Origin of the sequence: Shewanella sp. SW24, from assembly GCF_025653395.1 — a bacterium.
Taxonomy (GTDB): domain Bacteria; phylum Pseudomonadota; class Gammaproteobacteria; order Enterobacterales; family Shewanellaceae; genus Shewanella; species Shewanella oncorhynchi.
Window position 1 is genome coordinate 1 of the sequence record NZ_JAKKSH010000020.1, and the last position, 23,693, is coordinate 23,693.

The following is a 23,693-nucleotide window of genomic DNA, read 5'->3' on the forward strand; positions in this document are numbered from 1 at the left end:
ACAACAACCCTGTCTAGCTTAAGCGCCTCGGATGTCGGTACTTTCTCTGTTGTTGCTAAAGATGGCACAACAAAAGATAGTTACAATTTAGCGACATACAAAGGTGATTCAGCGCAACTCGCGACTGACTTAGGTAAAGCGGGATACGATGTTAGCCACGATAAAGAAACAGGTGTCATTAGTATTACAGCTAAGGGTGTTGCTGGTGTAGAAGTCACTGGTTACTCTGGCGGTACAGCAGCGTTAGGCGGCATAGCTAGTGGAGCAAACGCCAGTAAAACGTCTGAACTTAAATTATCTTCACCTGAAAAATTTGCCATTAAAGGTGCTTCAGCTAACGAGTTGCTCGGTGGCGGTGTGACTGCCACTGCTGGTAGCTCTAAATTGTCTGAAGTGTCTAAAGTTGACATTGGCACAGCCAAAGGAGCACAGGATGCCTTGGCTGTCATAGATTCAGCTATTGCTGGTATTGATTCCCAACGTGCAGATTTAGGTGCGGTACAAAACCGTATGAACTTCACTATCAATAACTTGGGTAACGTGCAAACTAACGTAGCAGATGCCCGTAGCCGTATTCAAGATGTTGACTTTGCAAAAGAAACTGCAGAAATGACTAAGAAACAAATTCTGTCTCAGACATCTTCTGCTATGTTGGCGCAAGCCAACCAATTACCACAAGTTGCCCTGTCATTGCTGTAATTGTGATTGGCGGTTATCTCATGCTGAGATGATAGACATCTAAGTGTTTGGCACTGAGAGGGGAGGTTCGTTTAGACCCTTCCCTTTGTGCATTAAAATGGTCAGTTTAGTGTTGTTAATAAAGTGATTATTAGTAAATATCATTTAGCTGCATCATCAATATACAGTAATAAGCAGATTAGCAAATGTTTGAAGATAAAGCTGAAGCGTGTAGCTTTGTGCTTCATCTGTAAGGTTAGTACTTTCTAGCAGTACCAGAGTACATAGGTAAGTGTGACTAAGAGGGTGGCATGATGGATATTAATTCAGTTAGTACATCTAATGTAGTGGGGTTGAAGACTGAGCTTAAACTAGCTCCTCCACAATCTCTTCAGCAAGAGTCAAGTGGTTCAATAAAGCCTTTGTTTGGCCAATCAAACAGCGTGAACATGGTAGAAGATGGCGAGTCTACAAAAGATACTAAAACGAATGTTGAGCAGTTAGATAAGGTTGCGAGTGACCTGACGGATATGGTAACTATGATGCGTAAGGGATTAGCATTTAAAGTTGATGCGAGTTCTGATAGGCCCGTTGTCAGTGTTATGGATATAGACTCTGGCGAAGTGCTGCGACAAATTCCCAGTGAAGAGGCGCTTGCTTTGGCTGAAAAACTGTCTGAAGTGACAGGCGCATTAATAAAAACAGAGGTTTAAGTCGTAGTTTTTTTATATGCATTCATGAGAGGTTCAGTCTAGAGTGGTAAGCCATTCATATTAACTGAAGTCTTGGCGTGAATTTTGCTGTATTAATACTATTAACTATACGTATTGGTAAGTTTTTAGACGCAGATCAGAGGTGGATATGGGATTAACATCATTAGGTGTAGGTACTGGCATGGACATCGGCGGCATTGTAACCGCTTTAGTTAATGCAGAAAAAGCGCCTAAAGAAGCCAAATTCAATGCCGAAGAAGGTAAGATAAATACTCAGATCTCTGCTCTGGGGGCATTGAAAAGTGCAATGTCTGATTTCTTAGAGAAGATAAAACCTCTATCTGATGCTAAAACTTTTACAGGTTTTAAGAGTACGCTTTCCAATAAAGACTTTATGACCGCAACAGTTGACCCGACTGCAGTAGCTGGTAACTATAAAGTCATTGTTGAACAGTTGGCTGAAAGCCATAAATTAGGTTCTACAGCAGTTACAGATGTTACGGCTCCAATAGGAAGTGGCTCATTAAGTCTGACAGTGGGAAGTGAGAGCTTTAATGTCGCTGTTGGTGCAGAAGACTCTCTGCAAGACATTATGAAAAACATCAATGCTTCTAAAGATAATGTTGGAGTGACCGCGACTATCATTAAGGGCGACAATGGTGCTCAGTTGGTTCTTACATCTAATAAAACTGGAGCTGCCAATATAGTGCAAGCATCGGCTACGGATGACGCTGGAACAGCACTTTCAGATGTTTTTGCTATGACAGAATTACAACCTGCAAAAGATGCAATTTTGTATGTTGATGGCTTAAAAGTGACCTCTGATTCAAACGAAGTAAAGAATGCGATTACTGGCATCAACTTAACATTGACGGATGCTAACAAAGATAAAACAACGACACTCAAAATTGAACCTAATCGTGACTCTTCGAAAACAGCTATAAAAGATTTTGTTAATTCATACAATGAGTTAATGAAAACTATGTCTGGCATGTCAGGCTATGATCCCAAAACTAAGAAAGCGGGTATATTGCAGGGTGATTCTGTTATTCGTGGTGTCCAAAACCAGATGAGGGGCGTGTTGTCATCAACGAGTGGTGATAGTGGCTCTATGATGTTAGCGAATCTGGGTATTAAAACCACTCAGACGGGTAGCCTTGAGATTGATGATAAAAAGCTTGATGAAGTGCTAAGTAAAGATATTAATGCCGTATCGGACTTTTTTTCTGCAGAAAAAACTGGGTTTGGTACGCGGATGAAGGATGTTACTGACTCCTATGTAAAAACTGGGGGAATTTTAGATAGTCGAGATGAAAGTTTAGATACTCAACTTTCTCGTATTACCGATAGCCGTGAGAGTCTTGCCTTAAAAATGAAGGCCTATGAAGCTAGGTTATTAAAGCAGTACAATGCTATGGATTTGATTGTCGGTCAGATGAACGCTCAAGGTAGTATGCTAACTCAGCGACTCGACTCTCTTCCAGGGCTTGTGAGGAAACGATAATATTTTATCAGCCAAATTGTCCCTACCGTAAGATAGATTTACACGATGTTTGCCAGTTCTTGGATTTTATGAGTTTTTTATCTAAAGTGGCAGAGTAAGAGATTTTATATATGCATCATAGCAAAATTAATACACAGAATGTTGTTAGCACATTAGATTCTCTTAATGAGCAAATGAATGAAATCATTAGACAAGTGACTACATTGTCAATTGATAATGAAAATATTGATTTTTTGGTATTAAAATTGCAAGAATTTGTTGGCCAGCGTCAATTATTACTTGAGGCTTTGGTTGCAGATGAGCAATTTGTTGACAGAGATTATTTGCAGTTACAGTTTTCATTAACTCAAGCATGTACAGAGAAAGCCAATGTTTTCTTACTGGATAGGCAAGCTCTATTGCATGCTGGTAGTAATAGTCAACGTCATATCAATGTATACAAGTCGATAGATGCAAATAGGTAGGTACAAATATGAGAGGTTCATTACAGTCATATCGTAAGGTTTCTTTAGAAAGTGAAATAGCAGTGGCATCCCCTCACCGCATTATTCAAATGATGTTTGCTGGTTTGCTTGAGCGTTTGGCTCAGAGTCGATATGCAATAGAGCAGCGTGATTTTGCAAAAAAAGGGCTTCTTATTGGCAAATCGCTAGGGATTATCGCGGGGCTGAATAGCTGCTTAAATATGGAAGCTGAAGGCAGTGTTGCTTACAATCTCAGTAATTTATATGATTTTATGTTGCGCCGTATTTCAGAGGCGAATTTGAATAATGATGTTCAAGCGATTGATGATGTAAGTGACTTAGTTCGTACTCTAAAAGAGAGTTGGGATGCAATTCCTGCAGATAAACATAATATTTCTGCGCATTCTGAAGCGGGTTAATATCTTATTTCGTGATTAAAAATAGACGCACTGGTTGCGTCTTTTTTTTGGCTAAAAGTCAAAATATTGACGTTTTAGACTAGAATCATGATGTAAATGAACTAAAATCAATTCAGTTTGGCATAAACCTCATCTGAGGCTTGCTTCTCGCCTGCTGATAATACAATATTCATCTCAAGTAGTGATGGTGGCACAGATTGTTACATTGAATTTGTTAAGCTTTTACAGCAACTAATCATAAATAATTAATGCGAATTAATACATATTAGAGCTTTACGGCCTACTGAATGATGCAAACAGATCAACGAATTTTACTTATCGGCCCTCCATCAGAGCGATTAAATCGCCTGTGTTGCATTTTGGATTTTTTAGGTGAGCAATTTGTACAAATTGACACCGAAAAATTAAGTGCTAGCCTCCAAGATACCCGTTTTCGAGCTTTAGTTATCCTAACTGATGTTATGGATGCTGATGGGCTTAAAAACATCGCAGGTCAACATCCATGGCAACCTATGCTGTTGCTTGGCAATGTTGACGATCTGCAAGTGTCTAATATTCTTGGACATATAGAAGAACCTTTAACGTATCCTCAGCTCACTGAATTATTACACTTTTGCCAAGTATTCGGTCAAGTTAAACGGCCTCAAGTCCCTACTAGTGCGAATCAAACAAAGTTATTCCGAAGCTTAGTGGGACGCAGTGATGGTATTGCGAATGTGAGGCACTTGATAAATCAAGTAGCAACATCTGAGGCAACCGTGCTTGTTCTGGGTCAATCAGGTACAGGTAAAGAAGTGGTCGCCCGTAATATCCATTATTTGTCTGAGCGCCGTGACGGTCCATTTATCCCTGTTAACTGTGGTGCTATACCGCCTGAGTTATTAGAGAGTGAGCTATTTGGTCATGAAAAGGGGTCATTTACTGGGGCAATCTGTTCCCGTAAAGGCCGTTTTGAATTAGCTGAAGGTGGTACACTATTTCTCGATGAAATAGGAGACATGCCACTACAAATGCAAGTTAAATTACTCCGTGTGCTGCAAGAGCGGGTATTTGAGCGCGTTGGTGGTACTAAGACAATTAATGCTGATGTACGCGTAGTTGCTGCGACACATAGAGATTTAGAAACCATGATCAGCGTTAATGAGTTCCGTGAGGATCTTTATTACCGCCTAAACGTATTCCCGATTGAAATGCCCGCGTTGTGTGATCGCAAGGACGATGTGCCTTTGCTATTACAAGAGTTAGTTAGCCGAGTCTATAACGAAGGCCGTGGTAAGGTGCGTTTTACGCAGCGTGCGATAGAGTCGCTGAAAGAACATGCTTGGTCGGGCAACGTGCGCGAGCTGTCTAATTTAGTCGAACGCCTCACCATTTTATATCCGGGTGGACTGGTCGATGTTAACGATTTACCTGTCAAATATCGCCATATCGATGTGCCCGAATATTGTGTAGAGATGAGTGAAGAGCAACAGGAACGTGATGCTTTAGCTTCTATCTTTAGCGATGAAGAGCCGGTTGAAATCCCTGAAACGCGTTTCCCTAGTGAGCTGCCGCCTGAAGGTGTGAACCTTAAGGATTTGTTAGCAGAACTAGAAATAGACATGATACGTCAGGCGCTAGAGCTACAAGATAATGTCGTAGCTCGCGCTGCTGAAATGCTTGGAATACGCCGTACAACGCTTGTAGAAAAAATGCGTAAGTACGGAATGACAAAAGATTAGTTTTCTATTTTATTGTTATATAAGTTGTTTTAACCTCTAAAGTTCAATTTCCAATTTGGCATAGATACTGCAGTCACCCCGTCATAAGCAATTTTTTGACGGAGTGACTATGTCAGCCAACCCACTAGCGCAAATTGAGTCATTCAAGCACACTAGCAAACAATGGAACCAACTGCGTGAGGCCGCGAATATGTCCAATCGAATGGAGCATATTTTACAGGCTATGCCATCCGGCGTGGTGATTATCAATGGCGACGGTATAGTCACGGATGCAAATCCGGTTGCAGTTGAATTACTTGAGCGCTCCTTGTGTGGTGTTCGCTGGATTGATGTGATCCACAGTGCCTTTGCGCCGCAGGACGATGATGGCCACGAAGTGTCGCTGCGTAATGGCCGCCGCGTTAAATTAGCGATTACGCCATTGACGCCAGAGCCTGGTCAATTAATTGTGCTAACTGATCTGACTGAAACTCGGTTATTACAGAAAAATATCTCCCATTTACAACGTTTATCTGCACTGGGCAAGATGGTAGCAACTTTGGCTCATCAGGTGCGCACGCCTTTATCAGCCGCTTTGTTATACGCTTCAAACCTTGCGAGTCCGAAGTTATCCGATGCCGCTAAAGCTAAATTCCAACAAAAACTTGTTGATAGACTCAATGAACTCGAGCGGCAGGTTAACGACATGCTATTGATGGCGAAAGGCCGTCAGGATGAACTTGGAGATCTAATCTCGTTGGCTGAGGTTATCGACAATGTTTTGGCAAATTGTGAGCCAATAGCGGCAAAGCAAGGCTGTGACTTGTTATTTGATGATGCGTCAAGCAGCTCGATGTTAGCTAATTCCAATGCATTAAGCTCGGCGATTAATAATTTAGTCATGAACAGCATAGAAGCCGGAGCAACTGAAATTCGTATCCAAGCGAAGGAAGAGGGCGAACGGTTATTATTGGACGTCATCGATAATGGTAAAGGCTTAGACGCCACTATGCAGCAGAAGGTATTTGAACCTTTCTTTACGACTAAGTCGCAGGGAACTGGGCTTGGGTTAGCCGTTGTGCAATCTGTGGTGCGCAATCATGGGGGGCAACTGCAACTCAGTTGTGTACCGAATAAAGGCTGTACTGTGTCTTTAGTATTCCCAAGGGCTAAATCCGCGGTGATATTACCTTTGGAGATTACCCATGTCTGAAGCAAAGTTATTGCTCGTTGAGGATGATGCTTCATTACGTGAAGCCTTGTTTGATACCTTAATGCTGGCTCAGTATGAGTGTGTTGATGTTGCCTCCGGTGAAGACGCTATTTTAGCCTTGAAACAACATCAGTTTGATTTAGTTATTAGCGATGTGCAGATGCAAGGTATTGGTGGTTTAGGTTTATTGAACTATCTGCAGCAGCATCATCCTAAGTTGCCAGTGCTGTTGATGACGGCCTACGCGACTATTGGTAGCGCGGTGAACGCTATAAAATTAGGCGCTGTTGATTATTTAGCCAAACCTTTTGCACCAGAAGTGTTACTCAATCAAGTCTCACGCTATTTGCCATTAAAACAAAATGTGGATCAGCCCGTCGTCGCTGATGAGAAAAGTTTAGCATTATTAGCACTTGCTCAACGGGTTGCCGCCTCCGATGCCTCTGTCATGATCTTAGGTCCTAGCGGTTCGGGTAAAGAGGTTTTGGCCCGTTATATTCATCAACATAGTAGCCGTGCTAATCAAGCCTTTGTGGCCATTAACTGTGCCGCTATTCCTGAGAACATGCTCGAAGCCACCCTTTTTGGTTATGAAAAGGGTGCATTTACGGGGGCTTATCAAGCGTGTCCGGGGAAATTTGAGCAGGCTCAAGGTGGCACTTTGCTGCTCGATGAAATCTCTGAGATGGATTTAGGCTTACAAGCTAAGTTGTTGCGGGTTTTGCAAGAGCGTGAAGTTGAGCGTTTAGGTGGCCGTAAAACTATTAAATTGGATGTGCGCGTGCTTGCTACATCCAATCGTGATTTAAAGGCAGTGGTCGCCGCAGGGGGATTTAGGGAAGATCTCTACTATCGAATTAACGTATTTCCTTTAGCTTGGCCTGCGTTAAGTCAACGTCCTGCAGATATTTTACCTCTTGCGCGTCATTTACTAGCTAAACATGCTAAGGCATTGAATGTTGCCGATGTGCCTGAGTTGGATGAGAATGCGCGTCGACGTTTATTGAGTCATCGCTGGCCTGGGAACGTACGTGAACTCGACAATGTGATCCAGCGTGCTTTGATATTAAGAGCTGGTCAATTGATCACTGCCAATGACATTATTATCGATGCGCAGGATGTGATTTTAAGCGGTGAAGATCTAGACTCATTTTCTTCTGAGCCAGACGGTTTAGGTGAAGAGCTCAAAGCTCAAGAACATGTGATTATTTTAGAGACCCTTAATCAATGCCAAGGAAGTCGTAAGTTAGTCGCCGAAAAGCTAGGAATTAGCGCACGAACCCTAAGATACAAGATGGCAAGGATGCGTGATATGGGGATCCAACTGCCAAATTAGTCTATAAATTCAAGTTATCATCACGCAGCCTCCACATTGAGTGTGAGGCTGTATTTATTAAAACACACAACCGCAAAAGTGGCTCATTTCATCCAAAATCCTTAGTTATTGACATCTTCTTATCCCGTCAATTTATTATCAATCACGACCATCTGAAAACTTGGCCGTTATTTTGCATTGTCCCGTTATCGGTATTTTGATCGTCAAGAACTCGACGACTGGGAGCTCAGCATGCAAATAGGCGCAAATTCATTCCTGCAGGAAATGCAGAAACTCCAAGGCGAAATAACGCCGTCGTTTGGCGTTCAGCCAAATATCATGCAGCAAGTGAATAACACCAGTGGTGCAGACTTCGGTCAGTTGCTATCGCAAGCCGTCGGCAATGTCAGCGGCTTACAGTCTGCATCGTCAAACCTCGCGACACGTTTAGAGATGGGTGATACTACCGTTTCTTTATCGGACACTGTGATTGCCCGTGAGAAAGCGAGTGTCGCTTTCGAGGCGACAGTGCAAGTGCGTAATAAGCTTGTCGAAGCCTACAAAGAAATAATGAGCATGCCTGTCTAGGCCAGTGAATAACCCAATTAGCAGGTACGAATCGTGAGTACAGAAATGATTGTCGGATCCAATTCCGGTTTAGCTGACCAAGGTGTCCAGCAAGAACATAAGTCAGGAATGATGGGAAATCTTGGTGGTGTCGATATGATGCGCCAAGTGACTATGATTTTAGCCTTAGCGATTTGTTTAGCCTTGGCGGTATTTGTCATGCTGTGGGCGCAGGAGCCAGAGTATCGTCCATTGGGTAAAATGGAAACTCAGGAAATGGTTCAAGTGCTAGATGTACTTGATAAAAATAAAGTTAAGTACCAAATCGACGTGGACGTTATTAAAGTTCCTGAAGATAAATATCAAGAAGTCAAAATGATGTTGAGCCGTGCTGGTATCGACAGTCCTGCAGCCAACCAAGATTTTTTGAATAAAGACAGTGGCTTTGGTGTCAGCCAACGCATGGAACAAGCTCGTCTTAAGCATAGCCAAGAAGAAAACCTCGCCCGTGCGATTGAGCAACTACAAAGTGTCAGCCGTGCCAAAGTCATTCTTGCGTTACCTAAAGAAAACGTCTTCGCCCGCAATGCCTCTAAACCGAGTGCAACTGTGGTGATCAATACCCGTCGCGGTGGCTTAGGTCAAGGTGAAGTCGATGCTATCGTCGATATTGTTGCTTCTGCAGTACAAGGTTTAGAACCATCAAGGGTGACGGTAACTGATTCTAACGGCCGTTTATTGAACTCAGGCAGCCAAGATGGCGCGTCTGCGACGGCTCGCCGTGAACTTGAATTAGTACAGCAAAAAGAAGCTGAATATCGCACTAAGATTGAATCGATTCTGGTGCCAATTCTAGGTCCTGATAATTTTACCTCTCAAGTCGACGTCAGTATGGATTTTACTGCTGTTGAGCAAACATCAAAGCGTTTTAACCCTGATTTACCAGCACTGCGCAGTGAAATGACCGTTGAAAATAACACCACTGGCGGCTCTTCTGGTGGGATCCCTGGCGCGTTATCCAATCAACCGCCAATGGAGTCAAATATTCCAGAAGATGCGACTAAAGCGACCGAGTCTGTCACCGCAGGTAATTCGCACCGCGAAGCGACCCGTAACTTTGAATTAGATACCACCATTAGCCATACCCGCCAGCAAGTTGGTGCAGTGCGCCGTATTAGTGTGTCAGTCGCGGTGGACTTTAAACCTGGTGCCGCTGGAGAAAATGGTCAAGTAGCCCGTGTTGCCCGTACCGAACAAGAACTGACTAATATCCGTCGTTTGCTTGAAGGCGCGGTTGGTTTTAGTTCACAACGGGGTGATGTGCTGGAAGTGGTAACCGTTCCCTTTATGGATCAATTGGTTGAAGATTTACCCGCACCTGAACTTTGGGAGCAACCTTGGTTTTGGCGTGCGATTAAGCTTGGGATTGGTGCGCTAGTGATTTTGGTGCTGATTCTAGCTGTGGTACGTCCTATGCTGAAACGCTTGATCTATCCTGACAGTGTGAATATGCCTGAGGATGGCAGATTAGGTAATGAATTAGCAGAAATTGAGGACCAATATGCGGCTGATACGCTAGGGATGCTCAATACTCAAGAGGCGGAATACAGTTATGCTGACGATGGCTCAATTCATATCCCTAATCTTCACAAAGATGATGATATGATTAAAGCTATCCGTGCGCTCGTGGCGAATGAGCCTGAGCTCTCTACTCAAGTCGTGAAAAACTGGTTACAAGACAATGGCTGAGAATAAAACGAAAGAAGTGGCTCCTGCGGCCGCACCTGCCTTTAATATCAAAGATATTAGTGGCGTTGAAAAGACCGCTATTTTACTCCTCAGTTTGAGTGAGGCTGATGCTGCATCCATTTTAAAACACTTAGAGCCGAAGCAAGTGCAAAAAGTGGGTATGGCCATGGCGGCAATGGATGAGTTTGGTCAGGAAAAAGTTATCGGGGTACATAAGCTGTTTCTTGATGATATTCAAAAGTATTCTTCAATTGGTTTCAACAGTGAAGAGTTCGTCCGTAAAGCCTTAACCGCTGCGCTGGGTGAAGATAAAGCGGGTAATCTGATTGAACAGATTATCATGGGCAGTGGTGCTAAGGGGTTGGATTCGTTGAAATGGATGGATGCACGCCAAGTGGCGACCATTATTCAGAATGAACATCCTCAGATCCAAACGATTGTGTTGTCCTATTTAGAACCCGATCAAGCGGCGGAAATTTTTGGTCAATTCCCTGAGAATACCCGCTTAGACTTGATGATGCGTATTGCAAATCTTGAAGAAGTACAGCCTGCCGCACTGCAAGAGTTGAACGACATCATGGAGAAACAGTTCGCCGGTCAAGGTGGCGCCCAGGCCGCGAAAATGGGTGGCTTAAAAGCGGCTGCCAACATAATGAACTACTTAGACACGGGTATCGAAAGCCAGTTGATGGAAACCATGCGCGAGTCTGATGAAGAAATGGCGCAGCAAATCCAAGATTTGATGTTTGTATTTGAAAACTTAATCGATGTCGATGACCGCGGTATTCAAGCCCTGTTGCGTGAAGTGCAGCAAGATGTACTGATGAAGGCGCTCAAAGGCACAGATGATCAGCTGAAAGAAAAAATATTGGGTAACATGTCAAAACGTGCCGCTGAATTATTGCGTGATGATCTTGAAGCTATGGGCCCAATCCGTATCAGTGAAGTGGAAGTCGCACAAAAAGAAATCCTGTCTATTGCTCGTCGCTTAAGTGACAGCGGCGAAATCATGTTAGGCGGCGGTGGTGGCGATGAGTTCCTCTAATCCGAGCGACAATAAATTGTTGAATAAGGTCTTGAGCGAAGGAGATGTCGAATTTAGTCACTGGGCGCTGCCAGATGTGACTGAAGCCGATGATGATTCTATCTCAAATCTGTTCGGCCATTCGAATCATCAAGCCGCTAAGTCGACTACAGTGGAAAGTGTTTCTCCACCGACTATGGCTGAGATTGAAGACATTCGCGCCCAAGCCGAAGAAGAAGGCTTTAGCGAGGGTAAGCAGCAAGGGTATGAGCAAGGGCTAGAAAAAGGGCGTTTAGAAGGGTTAGAGCAGGGCCATACTGAAGGGCTCGCCCAAGGGCATGAGCAAGGATTAGAAACCGGTTTAGCCCAAGCAAAAATATTGCTCTCGCGTTTTGAAACCTTATTAGCTCAATTTGAAAAACCATTGCAATTGCTCGATGGCGATATTGAACTTTCGCTACTGAACCTGAGTATGACATTAGCGAAATCTGTCATTGGCCACGAATTAAAAACTCATCCAGAACAAGTGCTTTCGGCATTGCGCTTAGGTATAGAATCACTGCCGATAAAAGAACAAACAGTCACAATCCGCTTGCATCCTGACGATGTTATTTTAGTCGAACAACTTTATTCCAGCGCTCAATTGACCCGCAGTAAGTGGGAACTTGAAGTTGACCCTTCCTTAAGCCCAGGTGACTGTATTCTCAGTAGTCATCGTTCTTTAGTCGATTTGACCCTCGCATCGCGTATTGATGCTGTGTTTGAGTCTTTACGGAACCAACATGCTCACTTAAGTGACAAGCAGCGTCAATTGCAAGAGGCGATAGAGGTTGAAGATACCGCTAAACACGTTGCTGCTTCTGAGGCTGTGGGATCAGAGCTTGATGATCAGGTTGTCGATACGGTTTCTCAACATGCTGAGGATATACAATCTGCCTCAAACACAGGTGAGCAATTAGAGGCAAAATCAGATGCAAAATCGCCAACATCAACTGCTGAATAGACTTAATCATCATCAGGGTAAGGTGCCGCCATTTCGCGCTGTGGCCAGTGGTCAACTGGTGCGTGTTGTCGGCTTAACCTTAGAAGCAAGCGGTTGCCGTGCGCCTGTGGGCAGTTTATGTTCGATCGAAACCATGGCGGGCGAGTTAATCGCCGAGGTGGTCGGGTTTGATGGCGAACTATTATATTTAATGCCCATTGAAGAATTACGTGGTGTATTGCCTGGTGCGCGGGTTGTGCCTTTGGGGGAACAAACTGGACTCAATGTTGGTTTATCCCTGCTAGGACGCGTACTCGATGGTAACGGCGTGCCTTTAGATGGTTTAGGCGCGTTGCAAACCGACCAACAAGCGCCAAGACATAGCGCTGCCATTAATCCCTTATCCCGCCGTGCTATTACTGAACCGCTGGACGTTGGCGTTCGCGCTATCAACGCTATGCTGACCGTGGGCAAAGGCCAACGTATGGGCTTGTTTGCGGGCTCAGGTGTCGGTAAGAGTGTGCTCTTAGGTATGATGACTCGCGGTACTACCGCAGACATTATTGTGGTTGGGCTAGTGGGTGAGCGTGGCCGGGAAGTGAAAGAGTTTATTGAGGAAATTCTTGGTGAGAAAGGTCGAGCGCGTTCGGTCGTTGTTGCTGCGCCTGCGGATACATCGCCTTTGATGCGCCTTCGCGCCTGTGAAACCTCGACTCGTATTGCCGAATACTTCCGCGATTTAGGCTATAACGTTTTATTGCTTATGGACAGTTTAACGCGCTACGCTCAAGCACAGCGTGAAATTGCTTTGGCTGTGGGTGAACCGCCTGCGACTAAAGGTTATCCGCCTTCTGTGTTTGCAAAATTGCCACGTTTAGTTGAGCGCGCCGGAAATGGTGGCCCAGGGCAAGGTTCAATTACGGCATTTTATACTGTGTTGACGGAAGGAGACGATCAACAGGATCCCATTGCCGATGCTTCGCGGGCGATCCTCGATGGCCACATTGTCTTGTCACGTTCGCTTGCGGATTCGGGGCACTATCCTGCGATTGATATTGAAGCTTCTATTAGCCGAGTCGCGCCAATGGTGATCTCCAATGAACATTTGGAAGCAATGCGCCGCGTGAAACAAACTTATTCTTTATATCAGCAAAATCGAGATTTGATTTCTATTGGGGCCTATGCCCAAGGAAGTGATCCTCGCATTGATAATGCGATACGACTGCAGCCAGCAATGAATGCTTTTTTGCGACAAACCATGCGTGATGCATTTAGCTTTGCCGATAGCCAAGTCATGCTTGGGCAACTTGCTGCACAGTGCAAATAATGGCGTCATCGAATTAATCGAGGTCTAGTATGGCTAACGCCGATCCCTTGTTGTTAGTGTTAAAGCTTGCCAATGATGCCGAAGAACAAGCGGCATTATTGTTAAAATCTGCGCAATTAGAGTGTCAAAAACGGTTGAATCAACTCAGTGCTCTGAATAACTATCGCTTAGAATACATGAAGCAAATGCAATCACAGCAAGGTCAAGCTATCAGTGCTAGTCACTATCACCAGTTTCACCGTTTTATTCGTCAGATCGATGACGCAATTATCCAGCAAAATCGCGTCGTAGCCGACGGTGAAAAGCAAAAAGAATATCGACAACAACATTGGTTGGAAAAGCAAAAAAAACGTAAGGCAGTAGAATTACTCTTAGCCAGTAAAGAGAAGAAGCGTCAAGTGGTTGAACAAAAAAGGGAGCAAAAAATGACCGATGAATTTGCTTCCCAGCAATTTTATCGCCGTCATCAACGTTAGTGAAATGATAGGCATCTTTACTGCTCGCTAGCCGGATAGGCTCTTTAGTTTTTTTGTATTGATGGCATAAGCATCAATTCGGCACCTCTCAGTGTTAATTCTTTTCGATATGCTGTCGTAAAACCTGATGTTTTGGCATCTTATTTGCTTTGATTTAGTCCATGACCCTGCAACCGCAGTGTTTAATTGACGTTTCTACCTAGCCATTTTCTTTTTTTGCTGGGTGATGTTTGGGAGCACTTATGCAACAAATGACCAATATCCTGTTAAGTAAAACAGGCAACTCTGCGGCCAATTCCGCTAAGACATCTTCCCAAGAGTCTAATAATGAAGACTTTTCATCTACACTTGCGTCAGTCACCGCTAGCTCATTTTCTATTTCTGCGTCTAAAAAAACCATTGCTAACACTGATGATACTGTGCAGGTTACCTCTGCTGATAAAGTAAAAGATGACGATATATCAACTGATGACGCCGACGTAAATCTCATTTTTGCCCAAATTAGCATGGCAAATGATATGAAGAAAACGGCATCAGATGGAGATAGTTTGCCGCTAGCATTTTTAAATGCTGAAGAAGATATGACCGAAATGACTGGTGGAGAAAATATTGATACTTCATCAGCGTTATTAACCGGCTCAGCATTGGCATCTACTGTTTCTGCTGAGATTGAACTGGCATCAGATATAGATGAAGCGGGTTTTTCTGCTGAATTACAAAAGTTAGTTTCTACTAGCCCAGATATGGCAGCAATTTCAATCGCAGATGACGTGAAACCATCTTCTTTGACTGATAAGTCACTCGTGCATATTCTTCCCATAGACCCAAATATACTTGAAGCGTCAGCAGATAGTGATGCTGTGATTGATCCAAATTTGACCGATGACGCTTTAGAATTACCTTTAGAAGACACTGAGCTTGTCTCTGCCACTGAAGTCGGGGTGAGTATAGATGAGTCTTTAGTTGAGAATGAGGTCACACTTAATGCTGTGATTAATCAAGCGGGCTTAGCGAACAGTGCAACGATAAAGTCGGTAACCAACACTGCGGCAAAAGCAACGACTAGTAGCTCTACAGTGAATAGTCTCAATACGGCTAATATCGCGACCTCGGGAAATACTTTCGACCTGAATACCTTAGGCTCTTCAACTTCATCTGAACCATTAGATACAACATCTGTAACAGAAAGTGATCTTGATGGGAGTCCCAATTCCGATTTGGCTGCTAACCTATTACTGAAAGATGCTAAATTAACGGTTGCGATGGATATTCCCAGAGACGAAAGTTTTATGGATGATAGTAATACTTTCTCAGAACTTAAGTCGACATCATCCATACAGACACTCTCGATGTCACAATTAAATCGCCAAGAAACCATGCAAGTTCAGTTGTCATTGCGTCAAGGAGTAGAACAGCAAAACCAAATGCAGGAGATGATCCAACGATTTTCACCTGTGATGAAGCAGCAATTGATTACTATGGTGAGTCAAGGCATCCAACATGCGGAAATCCGGCTCGATCCACCTGAACTTGGACATATGTTGGTAAAGATCCAAGTGCATGGCGACCAAACCCAAGTACAGTTTCATGTTACTCAGCCGCAAACGCGCGATCTGGTTGAACAAGCTATGCCAAGATTACGTGAGTTATTGCAAGAGCAAGGGATGCAGTTGGCTGACAGCCATGTTTCTCAAGGCGATCAAGGTGAGCGTCGTGAAGGTAGTTTCGGTGATGGCGGCAGTTCAAATGCGGCAGACATGGATGAAATCTCGGCAGAAGAGTTACATTTAGGTTTAAATCAAGCGATTAGTGTAACTTCAGGTATAGATTATTACGCTTAAGCAGGTAACCTATAGCAATGACTGACATAATTACGTTTCAAATAAAACTGTAATGAGTTTCCGCCTAAATTAAAGAGAATAGTGATGGCTAAGGAAGAATCGTTAGAACTTGAAAGTACTGAAGAGCCTAAGAGTAAGAAGAAACTATTTATTTTTGCTGGTGTAGGCGTTTTAGTCGCGCTGTTAATCGGTGGCGGCGTCTGGTTCTTTATGGGAAGCAGTACCGAAGAGGTTCCCGCCGTAGCAGCAGATAGTGCTGTTCAGGCTGAAGTACCAGCATCAGGAGAAGTAGCTACCGCATCATACGTGCCTATGCCACGTCCTTTTTTATTCAACTTACCAGGGCCTGATAGGGCTCGTTTAGTTGAGATTAAAGTGCAGCTTATGGTGCGTGGTACCGATGATGATGTGCTAACACAAAAACATATTCCGCTGATTGAAGATGCGCTTTTAACGACCTTTAGTGGTGCAGATGTGCAAAAGCTCAGCACGCAAGCGGGGAAAGATGAGTTACGGCAGTTAGCACTTTTGAGTGTGCAAAATACTCTACAGTCAGTAACTGGGCGTAAGGTTGTCGAGAAAGTACTATTTACCGGTTTTGTAATGCAATAACCCTTTAACTTCAGCACCAAAAGAGGCGAAGGCAATATAGTGAGTGATTTATTAAGCCAAGACGAAATTGATGCGCTATTGCACGGGGTTGATGACGTCGATGATGACGAAATTGACGCTGTTGGAGAAGATGCCCGTTCCTACGATTTCTCTTCCCAAGATCGAATAGTTCGTGGGCGTATGCCGACGCTGGAAATCGTGAATGAGCGTTTTGCGCGCCATTTGCGCATCAGCATGTTTAATATGATGCGCCGAGCGGCCGAAGTGTCGATCAACGGTGTACAGATGCTCAAGTTTGGTGAGTACGTACATACGCTTTTTGTTCCAACTAGCTTGAATATGGTGCGTTTTAGCCCACTCAAAGGCACAGCATTGATCACCATGGAAGCGCGACTGGTATTTATCCTAGTGGATAACTTCTTTGGTGGCGATGGGCGTTTCCATGCCAAGATTGAAGGGCGAGAATTTACGCCGACAGAAAGACGAATCGTACAGTTACTGCTTAAGATTATATTTGAAGATTATAAAGATGCTTGGGCGCCCGTAATGGATGTTGAGTTTGATTATTTGGACTCTGAAGTCAATCCCGCCATGGCGAACATTGTTAGTCCTACCGAAGTTGTGGTGATTAATTCATTCCATATTGAAGTCGATGGAGGTGGTGGTGATTTTCACATCACTATGCCTTACTCCATGATTGAACCTATCCGAGAGTTACTCGATGCGGGTGTGCAAAGTGACAAGCAAGATACTGATATGCGTTGGTCACAGGCATTGCACGATGAAATCATGGATGTGAAGGTCGGGTTCGATGCCAATATTGTTGAACATGAATTAACGCTCAAAGAGGTCATGAATTTTAAAGCGGGCGATATTATTCCTATTGAGTTACCCGAGTTTATCATGATGAAAATCGAGGATTTACCGACATATCGTTGTAAAATGGGCCGTTCTAGAGATAACCTAGCGCTTAAAATATGTGAGAAAATCCCTCGGCCAGAGACAGTTAAATCTGAGCTGCAATTGGTGACACGTAAGGGTAAATCTCGTGATATATCAGAATTATAAGGTGAAGTAAGATGAGCACAGACGATACGGATGATTGGGCTGCAGCAATGGCAGAACAAGCGTTAGAAGAAGCCAACGCAATTGAACTCGATGAGCTGGTTGATGATTCAAGACCTATTTCTAAGGCTGAAGCGGCTAAGTTAGATACAATTTTAGATATTCCTGTCACCATTTCGATGGAAGTGGGCCGCAGCTATATTAGTATTCGAAACTTATTACAACTTAACCAAGGTTCTGTGGTTGAGTTAGATAGAGTCGCAGGTGAACCGTTAGATGTGATGGTCAATGGCACGCTTATCGCTCACGGTGAAGTGGTGGTGGTAAACGATAAATTCGGTATTCGCTTAACGGATGTGATCAGTCAAACTGAGCGAATTAAAAAGCTTAAATAATTCGAGATGTAAAAGTCGTTGGAACTTTAAATGAGCACATCGGTAATACAGAGTTTAGTGATAGCGGTTCAAGCGAGCGCCGATAGCCTCGGTGGGGAAGGCGCAGTGAATATTGCTTCAATAGCGCCTGCTGCAAACATGGCTGAACCTTCTCAAGTTGCGACCTTAGCAAGTATGTTAGGTGGCTTGATTCTGGTTTTATTATTAATTTTCGCGTTAGCTTATTTACTGAGAAGGTTTAATTTAGTCCCCACGACCAATGGCGTACTAAAGACCATTGCTGTGACTTCCCTCGGTCAAAAAGAGCGTTTAGTCTTGGTTCAGGTGGGAGAACAACAATATTTGCTTGGGGTTAGCTCGCAGCAGGTGAGTTTGATTGATAAGTTAGCTGAACCTATCCATCTAGAAGCTGATTCGTTTGCGAGTCGATTACGTCAGGCGAAATTAAAACAATGACAACACGTATCCTCGCGTTAGTTGGGTTAGTTATGTTGCTATTGATGCCGTCAGTATGGGCCGCAGATGGCGTCTTACCTGCTGTAACAGTAACAACGGCGCCAGACGGCTCAACGGAATATTCGGTCACAATGCAGATTTTACTGCTGATGACATCGCTGAGTTTTTTACCTGCGATGCTCATCATGTTGACCTCTTTCACGCGGATTATCATTGTCCTGTCGATATTACGCCAAGCCATTGGGTTACAACAGACGCCATCTAATCAAGTCTTAATTGGCATGAGTTTGTTCATGACTTTTTTTATCATGGCACCGGTATTCGACCGGATTTATGATGAAGGGGTGAAGCCTTATATCGATGAGCAATTAACCTTGCAGCAAGCGTTTGACAAAGGGAAAGAGCCGCTGAGAGGCTTTATGTTGGGCCAAGTAAGAACGACGGATTTAAAGACCTTTATTGAGATTTCTGGCTATAAGGATATTAAGTCTCCCGAAGAAGCACCTATGAGTGTGTTAGTGCCCGCTTTCATTACCAGTGAGTTAAAAACCGCATTTCAGATTGGCTTTATGCTATTTGTGCCTTTTTTAGTTCTCGATTTAGTGGTGGCGAGTATCTTGATGGCTATGGGGATGATGATGTTATCTCCCATGATAGTGTCGCTGCCGTTTAAGATCATGTTGTTTGTGCTCGTAGATGGTTGGAGCTTAGTCCTCGGGACATTAGCGAATAGTTTCGGATAGCCAAGGGAGAGTAAACACATGAGTCCTGAGGCGCTAATTGATATTTTTCGTGAAGCTCTCTCTGTTATCGTTATGATGGTGTCTGCTATTGTGTTGCCTGGTCTGGGGATAGGGTTAATCGTTGCTGTGTTTCAAGCGGCGACTTCGATTAACGAGCAGACCTTAAGTTTTCTTCCGCGTTTAATCATAACGCTGCTCGCACTAATGTTTATGGGGCACTGGTTAGTTGAAACCCTGATGGACTTTTTCATCGAGATGGTGAATCGCATCCCGCAAGTGATAGGCTAACGCGATGGAGCTGCTGCTCGATACCTTAATGCAAACCATTGCCGCTTATATTTGGCCATTGTTTCGCGTCGCGAGTATGTTGATGGTCATGGTGGTATTTGGGGCGGCAACGACACCAACACGAGTGCGCTTATTATTGGCTATGGCAATTACCTTTGCGATAGCACCCGTTCTTCCTCCAACTCAAAATGTGGATTTATTTTCGTTAAGCGCAGTATTCATCACCGCGCAGCAAATTATTATCGGTGTTGCCATGGGGTTTGTGACTCAAATGGTAATGCAAGTCTTTGTGCTCACTGGACAGATCATTGGTATGCAGACCAGTTTAGGCTTTGCCTCTATGGTTGACCCAGGTTCTGGCCAACAAACACCCGTTATTGGTAACTTTTTCCTTTTATTGGCGACATTGATTTTCTTAGCTGTGGACGGCCATCTTTTGATGATCCGTATGCTAGTGGCAAGCTTTGAAACTTTGCCAATTTCTAATCAAGGCTTAACACTCACAAGTTATCGATCACTGGCTGATTGGGGGTCGTATATGTTTGGTGCGGCACTCACTATGTCGATATCTGCGATTATCGCCTTGTTATTAGTCAACTTGTCCTTCGGGGTCATGACCCGCGCCGCACCGCAATTGAATATTTTCTCTATTGGTTTTCCGATCACTATGATTGGTGGACTGTTTATTCTGTGGTTAACCCTAACACCGGTAATGGCACACTTCGATGAAGTATGGTCGACGGCTCAAGTGTTGCTTTGCGATATGTTAGCGCTCCAATGTAACGCTGATGGCTTGATATGATGGGATTAGGAGAAGCCCATGGCTGAAGAATCAAGTGGCGAACGTACAGAGGAACCCACGGGGAGGCGTTTAGAACAGGCGCGAGAAAAAGGACAAATTGCACGTTCGAAAGAACTCGGCACTGCAGCGGTATTGATTTCGGCGGCATGTGGGTTTTATATGCTAGGCCCAAGTTTGGCCATTAGCCTAACTCGGGTGTTTGAAATTGTATTTACCATGGATAGGGCGCAAATTTTTGATACTAATGAAATGTTCAAAGTGTGGGGTGTTGTTGCGAGTGAAATAGCCTGGCCCATGGCTAAAATTATGCTACTGATTGTGGTTGTTGCGTTTATTGGTAACGTCTCTCTTGGAGGGATCAATTTTTCGGCCCAAGCTATGATGCCAAAAGCCAGTAAAATGAGTCCCCTTGCTGGTTTTAAACGCATGTTTGGCGTGCAGGCTTTGGTTGAACTCACCAAAGGCATTGCTAAATTTTCGGTAGTAGCGTTTTCTGCTTATTTTTTATTAAGCTTCTATTTCAATGACATCATGTTGCTGTCTAGCGACCATCTTCCTGGTAATGTTTACCATGCATTAGATTTGTTGGTTTGGATGTTTATCCTGTTATGTTCCTCGATTTTGTTTATTGTTGTCATAGATGTGCCATTTCAACTTTGGAATCACAACAAACAACTTAAGATGACCAAACAAGAAGTAAAAGATGAGTATAAAGATACTGAAGGGAAGCCTGAAGTTAAAGGGCGAGTACGGCAGATGCAACGCGAGTTGGCTCAACGTCGAATGATGGCCGAAGTACCCAATGCCGATGTAATAGTTGTTAACCCAGAGCATTTTGCGGTAGCAATTAAATATGACGTGCAGCGTTCAGTCGCGCCTTTCGTTGTTGCCAAAGGTGTCGATGATGTCGCATTTAAAATTCGTGAGATAGCAAGGGCCCATAATGTGACAATCGTCTCTGCCCCGCCATTAGCAAGAGCTATATACCATACGACTAAGTTAGATCAACAAATCCCTGAAGGGTTGTTTACCGCCGTGGCACAGATTTTGGCTTATGTATTTCAGTTGCGCCAGTACCAAAAAGGTCGAGGTCGCAAGCCTATCCCAATCCCGCTTAATCAACCCATTCCCGATGAGTTAAAATATTAAGACCTAAGCTAAAAATTCTTTGAAGTCGTGATATTATTGCAGGCCAATACGCTATTGGCGTATTTTTTGCTTTCATGCTGTCATACGTCAAAGTTTAGGTAAATATGAATGGATGTTAGAGCGACCTTAGGTCAAGTAAAACAAATGCGCTTGAGCACGTTTAAAGGTATAGGCACTCCTATACTCGTACTCGCAGCATTGGCCATGATAGTTTTACCTATCCCTCCATTTCTATTAGACATACTCTTTTCATTCAACATCGCCTTAGCGCTCATCGTATTATTAGTCGCAATTTATACTGATAGACCGTTGGATTTTGCTGCTTTCCCAAGTGTCCTGCTAGTGGCGACATTATTACGTCTTGCGCTTAACGTTGCCTCTACTCGTGTGGTTTTACTCGAGGGTCATAATGGCGGTGATGCCGCAGGTAAGGTGATTGAAGCCTTCGGTTCTGTGGTGATCGGTGGTAACTATGCCGTTGGTCTAGTGGTATTTATCATTTTGATTATCATCAACTTTGCGGTGGTGACTAAAGGTGCAGGTCGTATCGCAGAAGTCAGTGCCCGCTTTACCTTGGATGCTATGCCTGGTAAGCAAATGGCAATCGATGCTGACTTAAATGCTGGAACCTTAAATCAAGACCAAGCGAGAATACGCCGTGCCGAAGTGACCCGTGAAGCCGATTTCTATGGTGCGATGGACGGTGCGTCCAAATTCGTTAAAGGGGATGCGATTGCCGGTATCATGATCTTAGTGATCAACATCGTAGGTGGTTTCATCATAGGGATTGTGCAGCATGGCTTAAGTTTCTCTGAAGCGGTTGAAATTTATACCTTACTGACTATCGGTGATGGTTTAGTGGCGCAGATCCCTGGTCTATTATTGTCAATCGCCGCAGCCTTGATGGTGACTCGTCAAAACGAGTCAGGTGATATGGGCCAAATGATGATGAGTCAGATGTTTGACAGTCATAAGTCATTGGGTATCGCCGCCGGAGTCCTGTTTGTCATGGGTATTGTTCCTGGTATGCCGCACATGGCGTTTTTAAGCTTTGCCTTTATGACTGCTGGTGCAGCTTATTTTGTTTATAAACGAAATGAAAACAAACGTCTTAAAGCGCTAGAACAAGTGAAATCGGGTCCAATAGAAAGACAAGATAAAGAGCCTAAAGAGCTAGGTTGGGACGATGTACATCATGTTGATACTATTGGTCTTGAGGTTGGATATCGTTTGATCCCTCTGGTAGACAAGGGTCAAGGTGGCGAGTTACTAAGCCGCATTAAAGGCGTGCGTAAAAAGTTGTCTCAGGAACTAGGCTTCTTAGTGCCCGCGGTGCATATTCGCGATAACTTAGATTTATCGCCTAATGCGTATCGCATTTCATTAATGGGCGTCGTCGTCGGAGAGGCAGATATTCGTCATGATTGCGAATTGGCGATCAACCCTGGTCAAGTCTATGGCAAACTCGATGGTATCGAAACGCGCGACCCCGCCTTTGGTCTGGAAGCTGTATGGATCGCCCCTGAGTTACGTGAGCACGCACAAACACTAGGTTATACCGTCGTCGATGCTGCGACGGTTGTTGCAACTCATATTAGTCAATTACTCACAAATAATGCTGCTAAGTTGTTAGGCTACGAAGAAGTGCAACAACTGATGGATATGCTTGCAAAACACTCACCTAAGCTGGTTGATGGGTTTATTCCAGATATCATGCCACTAGGACATGTCGTAAAAGTGATGCAGAACCTATTAAATGAAGGGGTTTCAGTTAGAGACTTGCGTACTATAGTGCAAACTTTGTTAGAATATGGCACTAAGAGTAATGACACTGAAGTCTTGACTGCCGCTGTACGTATCGCTTTGAAACGTATGATAGTTCAGGAAATCTCAGGCCCAGAGCTCGAAATCCCCGTCATTACTTTGGCGCCAGAGTTGGAACAGATGTTGCATCAGTCAATGCAAGCAACCGGTGGTGATGGTCCTAATATTGAACCCGGTCTTGCAGAACGCATGCAGCAGTCCCTTGCCGATGCGGCTCAGAAGCAAGAAATGGTCGGACAACCCGCCATATTGTTGACGTCAGGTATGTTACGCGCGACGCTGTCACGCTTTGTTAAACATACTATTCCTAATCTCAGAGTCATTTCATATCAAGAAATACCTGATGAGAAGCAAATACGTATCGTATCTGCAGTCGGCCAGTAGAGG

Annotated in this window: 24 protein-coding genes; all 24 read left to right on the forward strand. The window is 44.0% G+C overall.

All coding sequences use genetic code 11. The features are described 5' to 3' along the window. Window positions 1-699 (forward strand): flagellin (locus L5M17_RS15735; protein WP_263148442.1); only part of this gene is annotated, 699 nt, incomplete at its 5' end. A gap of 290 nt (window positions 700-989) precedes the next feature. Then, on the forward strand, window positions 990-1,391 hold the full coding sequence (locus L5M17_RS15740; protein WP_317629597.1) for a flagellar protein FlaG: 402 nt from the start codon (window positions 990-992) through the stop codon (window positions 1,389-1,391). A 148-nt stretch (window positions 1,392-1,539) separates the two neighbouring features. Continuing rightward, window positions 1,540-2,895 (forward strand): flagellar filament capping protein FliD, encoded by a 1,356-nt coding sequence (gene fliD, locus L5M17_RS15745; protein WP_263148444.1) that lies wholly within the window; start codon window positions 1,540-1,542, stop codon window positions 2,893-2,895. 110 nt (window positions 2,896-3,005) lie between these two features. Continuing rightward, complete coding sequence (locus L5M17_RS15750) at window positions 3,006-3,359, forward strand: flagella biosynthesis chaperone for FliD, FliT (protein WP_263148446.1); 354 nt, start codon at window positions 3,006-3,008, stop codon at window positions 3,357-3,359. Window positions 3,360-3,367: 8 nt separating this feature from the next. Continuing rightward, window positions 3,368-3,778, forward strand: a complete 411-nt coding sequence (fliS, locus tag L5M17_RS15755; RefSeq protein WP_113939464.1) for a flagellar export chaperone FliS — start codon at window positions 3,368-3,370, stop codon at window positions 3,776-3,778. A gap of 287 nt (window positions 3,779-4,065) precedes the next feature. Beyond that, entirely contained in the window at window positions 4,066-5,499 is a 1,434-nt protein-coding gene (locus L5M17_RS15760) for a sigma-54 dependent transcriptional regulator (RefSeq protein WP_105251936.1), read from the forward strand. 109 nt (window positions 5,500-5,608) lie between these two features. Continuing rightward, window positions 5,609-6,691 carry a sensor histidine kinase gene (locus tag L5M17_RS15765; RefSeq protein WP_113939465.1) on the forward strand — a complete coding sequence of 361 codons (1,083 nt, stop codon included), beginning with the start codon at window positions 5,609-5,611 and terminating at the stop codon, window positions 6,689-6,691. Next, window positions 6,684-8,027, forward strand: coding sequence for a sigma-54-dependent transcriptional regulator (locus L5M17_RS15770; protein WP_263148449.1), 1,344 nt, complete (start codon window positions 6,684-6,686; stop codon window positions 8,025-8,027). Before L5M17_RS15765 ends, L5M17_RS15770 begins: the two co-directional genes overlap by 8 nt. Before the next feature lie 231 nt (window positions 8,028-8,258). Continuing rightward, on the forward strand, window positions 8,259-8,594 hold the full coding sequence (gene fliE, locus L5M17_RS15775; protein ID WP_028761191.1) for a flagellar hook-basal body complex protein FliE: 336 nt from the start codon (window positions 8,259-8,261) through the stop codon (window positions 8,592-8,594). A 45-nt stretch (window positions 8,595-8,639) separates the two neighbouring features. Next, window positions 8,640-10,322 carry a flagellar basal-body MS-ring/collar protein FliF gene (gene fliF / locus L5M17_RS15780; RefSeq protein ID WP_263139440.1) on the forward strand — a complete coding sequence of 561 codons (1,683 nt, stop codon included), beginning with the start codon at window positions 8,640-8,642 and terminating at the stop codon, window positions 10,320-10,322. Next, a complete protein-coding gene (fliG, locus tag L5M17_RS15785) occupies window positions 10,315-11,367 on the forward strand; it encodes a flagellar motor switch protein FliG (RefSeq protein ID WP_028761189.1) in 1,053 nt (350 codons plus the stop codon). The genes fliF and fliG overlap by 8 nt, the downstream gene beginning before the upstream one ends. Continuing rightward, the gene (gene fliH, locus L5M17_RS15790) at window positions 11,354-12,349 is read left to right on the forward strand and encodes a flagellar assembly protein FliH (RefSeq protein WP_263139365.1); all 996 of its coding nucleotides are present in this window, start codon (window positions 11,354-11,356) and stop codon (window positions 12,347-12,349) included. The genes fliG and fliH overlap by 14 nt, the downstream gene beginning before the upstream one ends. Next, window positions 12,318-13,655, forward strand: coding sequence for a flagellar protein export ATPase FliI (gene fliI / locus L5M17_RS15795; protein ID WP_028761187.1), 1,338 nt, complete (start codon window positions 12,318-12,320; stop codon window positions 13,653-13,655). Before fliH ends, fliI begins: the two co-directional genes overlap by 32 nt. 29 nt (window positions 13,656-13,684) lie before the next feature. Continuing rightward, window positions 13,685-14,131, forward strand: coding sequence for a flagellar export protein FliJ (gene fliJ, locus L5M17_RS15800; RefSeq protein WP_028761186.1), 447 nt, complete (start codon window positions 13,685-13,687; stop codon window positions 14,129-14,131). A gap of 242 nt (window positions 14,132-14,373) precedes the next feature. Next, window positions 14,374-15,972: a flagellar hook-length control protein FliK gene (locus tag L5M17_RS15805; RefSeq protein WP_263148451.1), complete on the forward strand. Its 1,599-nt coding sequence runs from the start codon at window positions 14,374-14,376 to the stop codon at window positions 15,970-15,972. Between the two features lie 84 nt (window positions 15,973-16,056). After that, window positions 16,057-16,584, forward strand: coding sequence for a flagellar basal body-associated protein FliL (gene fliL, locus L5M17_RS15810; RefSeq protein ID WP_028761184.1), 528 nt, complete (start codon window positions 16,057-16,059; stop codon window positions 16,582-16,584). A gap of 39 nt (window positions 16,585-16,623) precedes the next feature. After that, entirely contained in the window at window positions 16,624-17,652 is a 1,029-nt protein-coding gene (gene fliM, locus L5M17_RS15815; RefSeq protein WP_105251943.1) for a flagellar motor switch protein FliM, read from the forward strand. Between the two features lie 11 nt (window positions 17,653-17,663). Then, window positions 17,664-18,044 carry a flagellar motor switch protein FliN gene (gene fliN, locus L5M17_RS15820; protein ID WP_028761182.1) on the forward strand — a complete coding sequence of 127 codons (381 nt, stop codon included), beginning with the start codon at window positions 17,664-17,666 and terminating at the stop codon, window positions 18,042-18,044. A 138-nt stretch (window positions 18,045-18,182) separates the two neighbouring features. Beyond that, window positions 18,183-18,500: a flagellar biosynthetic protein FliO gene (gene fliO / locus L5M17_RS15825; protein WP_372838760.1), complete on the forward strand. Its 318-nt coding sequence runs from the start codon at window positions 18,183-18,185 to the stop codon at window positions 18,498-18,500. Further along, the gene (fliP, locus tag L5M17_RS15830; protein ID WP_263148455.1) at window positions 18,497-19,243 is read left to right on the forward strand and encodes a flagellar type III secretion system pore protein FliP; all 747 of its coding nucleotides are present in this window, start codon (window positions 18,497-18,499) and stop codon (window positions 19,241-19,243) included. The genes fliO and fliP overlap by 4 nt, the downstream gene beginning before the upstream one ends. Before the next feature lie 18 nt (window positions 19,244-19,261). Continuing rightward, window positions 19,262-19,531, forward strand: coding sequence for a flagellar biosynthesis protein FliQ (fliQ, locus tag L5M17_RS15835; protein WP_113939469.1), 270 nt, complete (start codon window positions 19,262-19,264; stop codon window positions 19,529-19,531). A gap of 4 nt (window positions 19,532-19,535) precedes the next feature. Then, entirely contained in the window at window positions 19,536-20,333 is a 798-nt protein-coding gene (gene fliR, locus L5M17_RS15840; protein WP_028761179.1) for a flagellar biosynthetic protein FliR, read from the forward strand. 18 nt (window positions 20,334-20,351) lie between these two features. Further along, a complete protein-coding gene (gene flhB, locus L5M17_RS15845) occupies window positions 20,352-21,482 on the forward strand; it encodes a flagellar biosynthesis protein FlhB (protein ID WP_263148457.1) in 1,131 nt (376 codons plus the stop codon). 108 nt (window positions 21,483-21,590) lie between these two features. Beyond that, complete coding sequence (flhA, locus tag L5M17_RS15850) at window positions 21,591-23,690, forward strand: flagellar biosynthesis protein FlhA (protein ID WP_263148458.1); 2,100 nt, start codon at window positions 21,591-21,593, stop codon at window positions 23,688-23,690. Window positions 23,691-23,693: the final 3 nt, after the last annotated feature.

Excerpts from the sequence above, each read along its gene's own strand:
- fliP (WP_263148455.1), top strand. The coding sequence starts at position 18,497 with ATGACAACACGTATCCTCGCGTTAGTTGGGTTAGTTATGTTGCTATTG.
- flhB (WP_263148457.1), top strand. The coding sequence starts at position 20,352 with ATGGCTGAAGAATCAAGTGGCGAACGTACAGAGGAACCCACGGGGAGG.
- fliJ (WP_028761186.1), top strand. The coding sequence starts at position 13,685 with ATGGCTAACGCCGATCCCTTGTTGTTAGTGTTAAAGCTTGCCAATGAT.
- fliF (WP_263139440.1), top strand. The coding sequence starts at position 8,640 with ATGATTGTCGGATCCAATTCCGGTTTAGCTGACCAAGGTGTCCAGCAA.
- fliR (WP_028761179.1), top strand. The coding sequence starts at position 19,536 with ATGGAGCTGCTGCTCGATACCTTAATGCAAACCATTGCCGCTTATATT.
- L5M17_RS15805 (WP_263148451.1), top strand. The coding sequence starts at position 14,374 with ATGCAACAAATGACCAATATCCTGTTAAGTAAAACAGGCAACTCTGCG.
- L5M17_RS15765 (WP_113939465.1), top strand. The coding sequence starts at position 5,609 with ATGTCAGCCAACCCACTAGCGCAAATTGAGTCATTCAAGCACACTAGC.
- fliH (WP_263139365.1), top strand. The coding sequence starts at position 11,354 with ATGAGTTCCTCTAATCCGAGCGACAATAAATTGTTGAATAAGGTCTTG.
- fliG (WP_028761189.1), top strand. The coding sequence starts at position 10,315 with ATGGCTGAGAATAAAACGAAAGAAGTGGCTCCTGCGGCCGCACCTGCC.
- fliQ (WP_113939469.1), top strand. The coding sequence starts at position 19,262 with ATGAGTCCTGAGGCGCTAATTGATATTTTTCGTGAAGCTCTCTCTGTT.
- L5M17_RS15760 (WP_105251936.1), top strand. The coding sequence starts at position 4,066 with ATGATGCAAACAGATCAACGAATTTTACTTATCGGCCCTCCATCAGAG.
- fliS (WP_113939464.1), top strand. The coding sequence starts at position 3,368 with ATGAGAGGTTCATTACAGTCATATCGTAAGGTTTCTTTAGAAAGTGAA.
- L5M17_RS15740 (WP_317629597.1), top strand. The coding sequence starts at position 990 with ATGATGGATATTAATTCAGTTAGTACATCTAATGTAGTGGGGTTGAAG.
- fliD (WP_263148444.1), top strand. The coding sequence starts at position 1,540 with ATGGGATTAACATCATTAGGTGTAGGTACTGGCATGGACATCGGCGGC.
- L5M17_RS15770 (WP_263148449.1), top strand. The coding sequence starts at position 6,684 with ATGTCTGAAGCAAAGTTATTGCTCGTTGAGGATGATGCTTCATTACGT.
- fliL (WP_028761184.1), top strand. The coding sequence starts at position 16,057 with ATGGCTAAGGAAGAATCGTTAGAACTTGAAAGTACTGAAGAGCCTAAG.
- fliN (WP_028761182.1), top strand. The coding sequence starts at position 17,664 with ATGAGCACAGACGATACGGATGATTGGGCTGCAGCAATGGCAGAACAA.
- fliI (WP_028761187.1), top strand. The coding sequence starts at position 12,318 with ATGCAAAATCGCCAACATCAACTGCTGAATAGACTTAATCATCATCAG.
- fliE (WP_028761191.1), top strand. The coding sequence starts at position 8,259 with ATGCAAATAGGCGCAAATTCATTCCTGCAGGAAATGCAGAAACTCCAA.
- flhA (WP_263148458.1), top strand. The coding sequence starts at position 21,591 with ATGGATGTTAGAGCGACCTTAGGTCAAGTAAAACAAATGCGCTTGAGC.
- L5M17_RS15750 (WP_263148446.1), top strand. The coding sequence starts at position 3,006 with ATGCATCATAGCAAAATTAATACACAGAATGTTGTTAGCACATTAGAT.
- fliO (WP_372838760.1), top strand. The coding sequence starts at position 18,183 with ATGGCTGAACCTTCTCAAGTTGCGACCTTAGCAAGTATGTTAGGTGGC.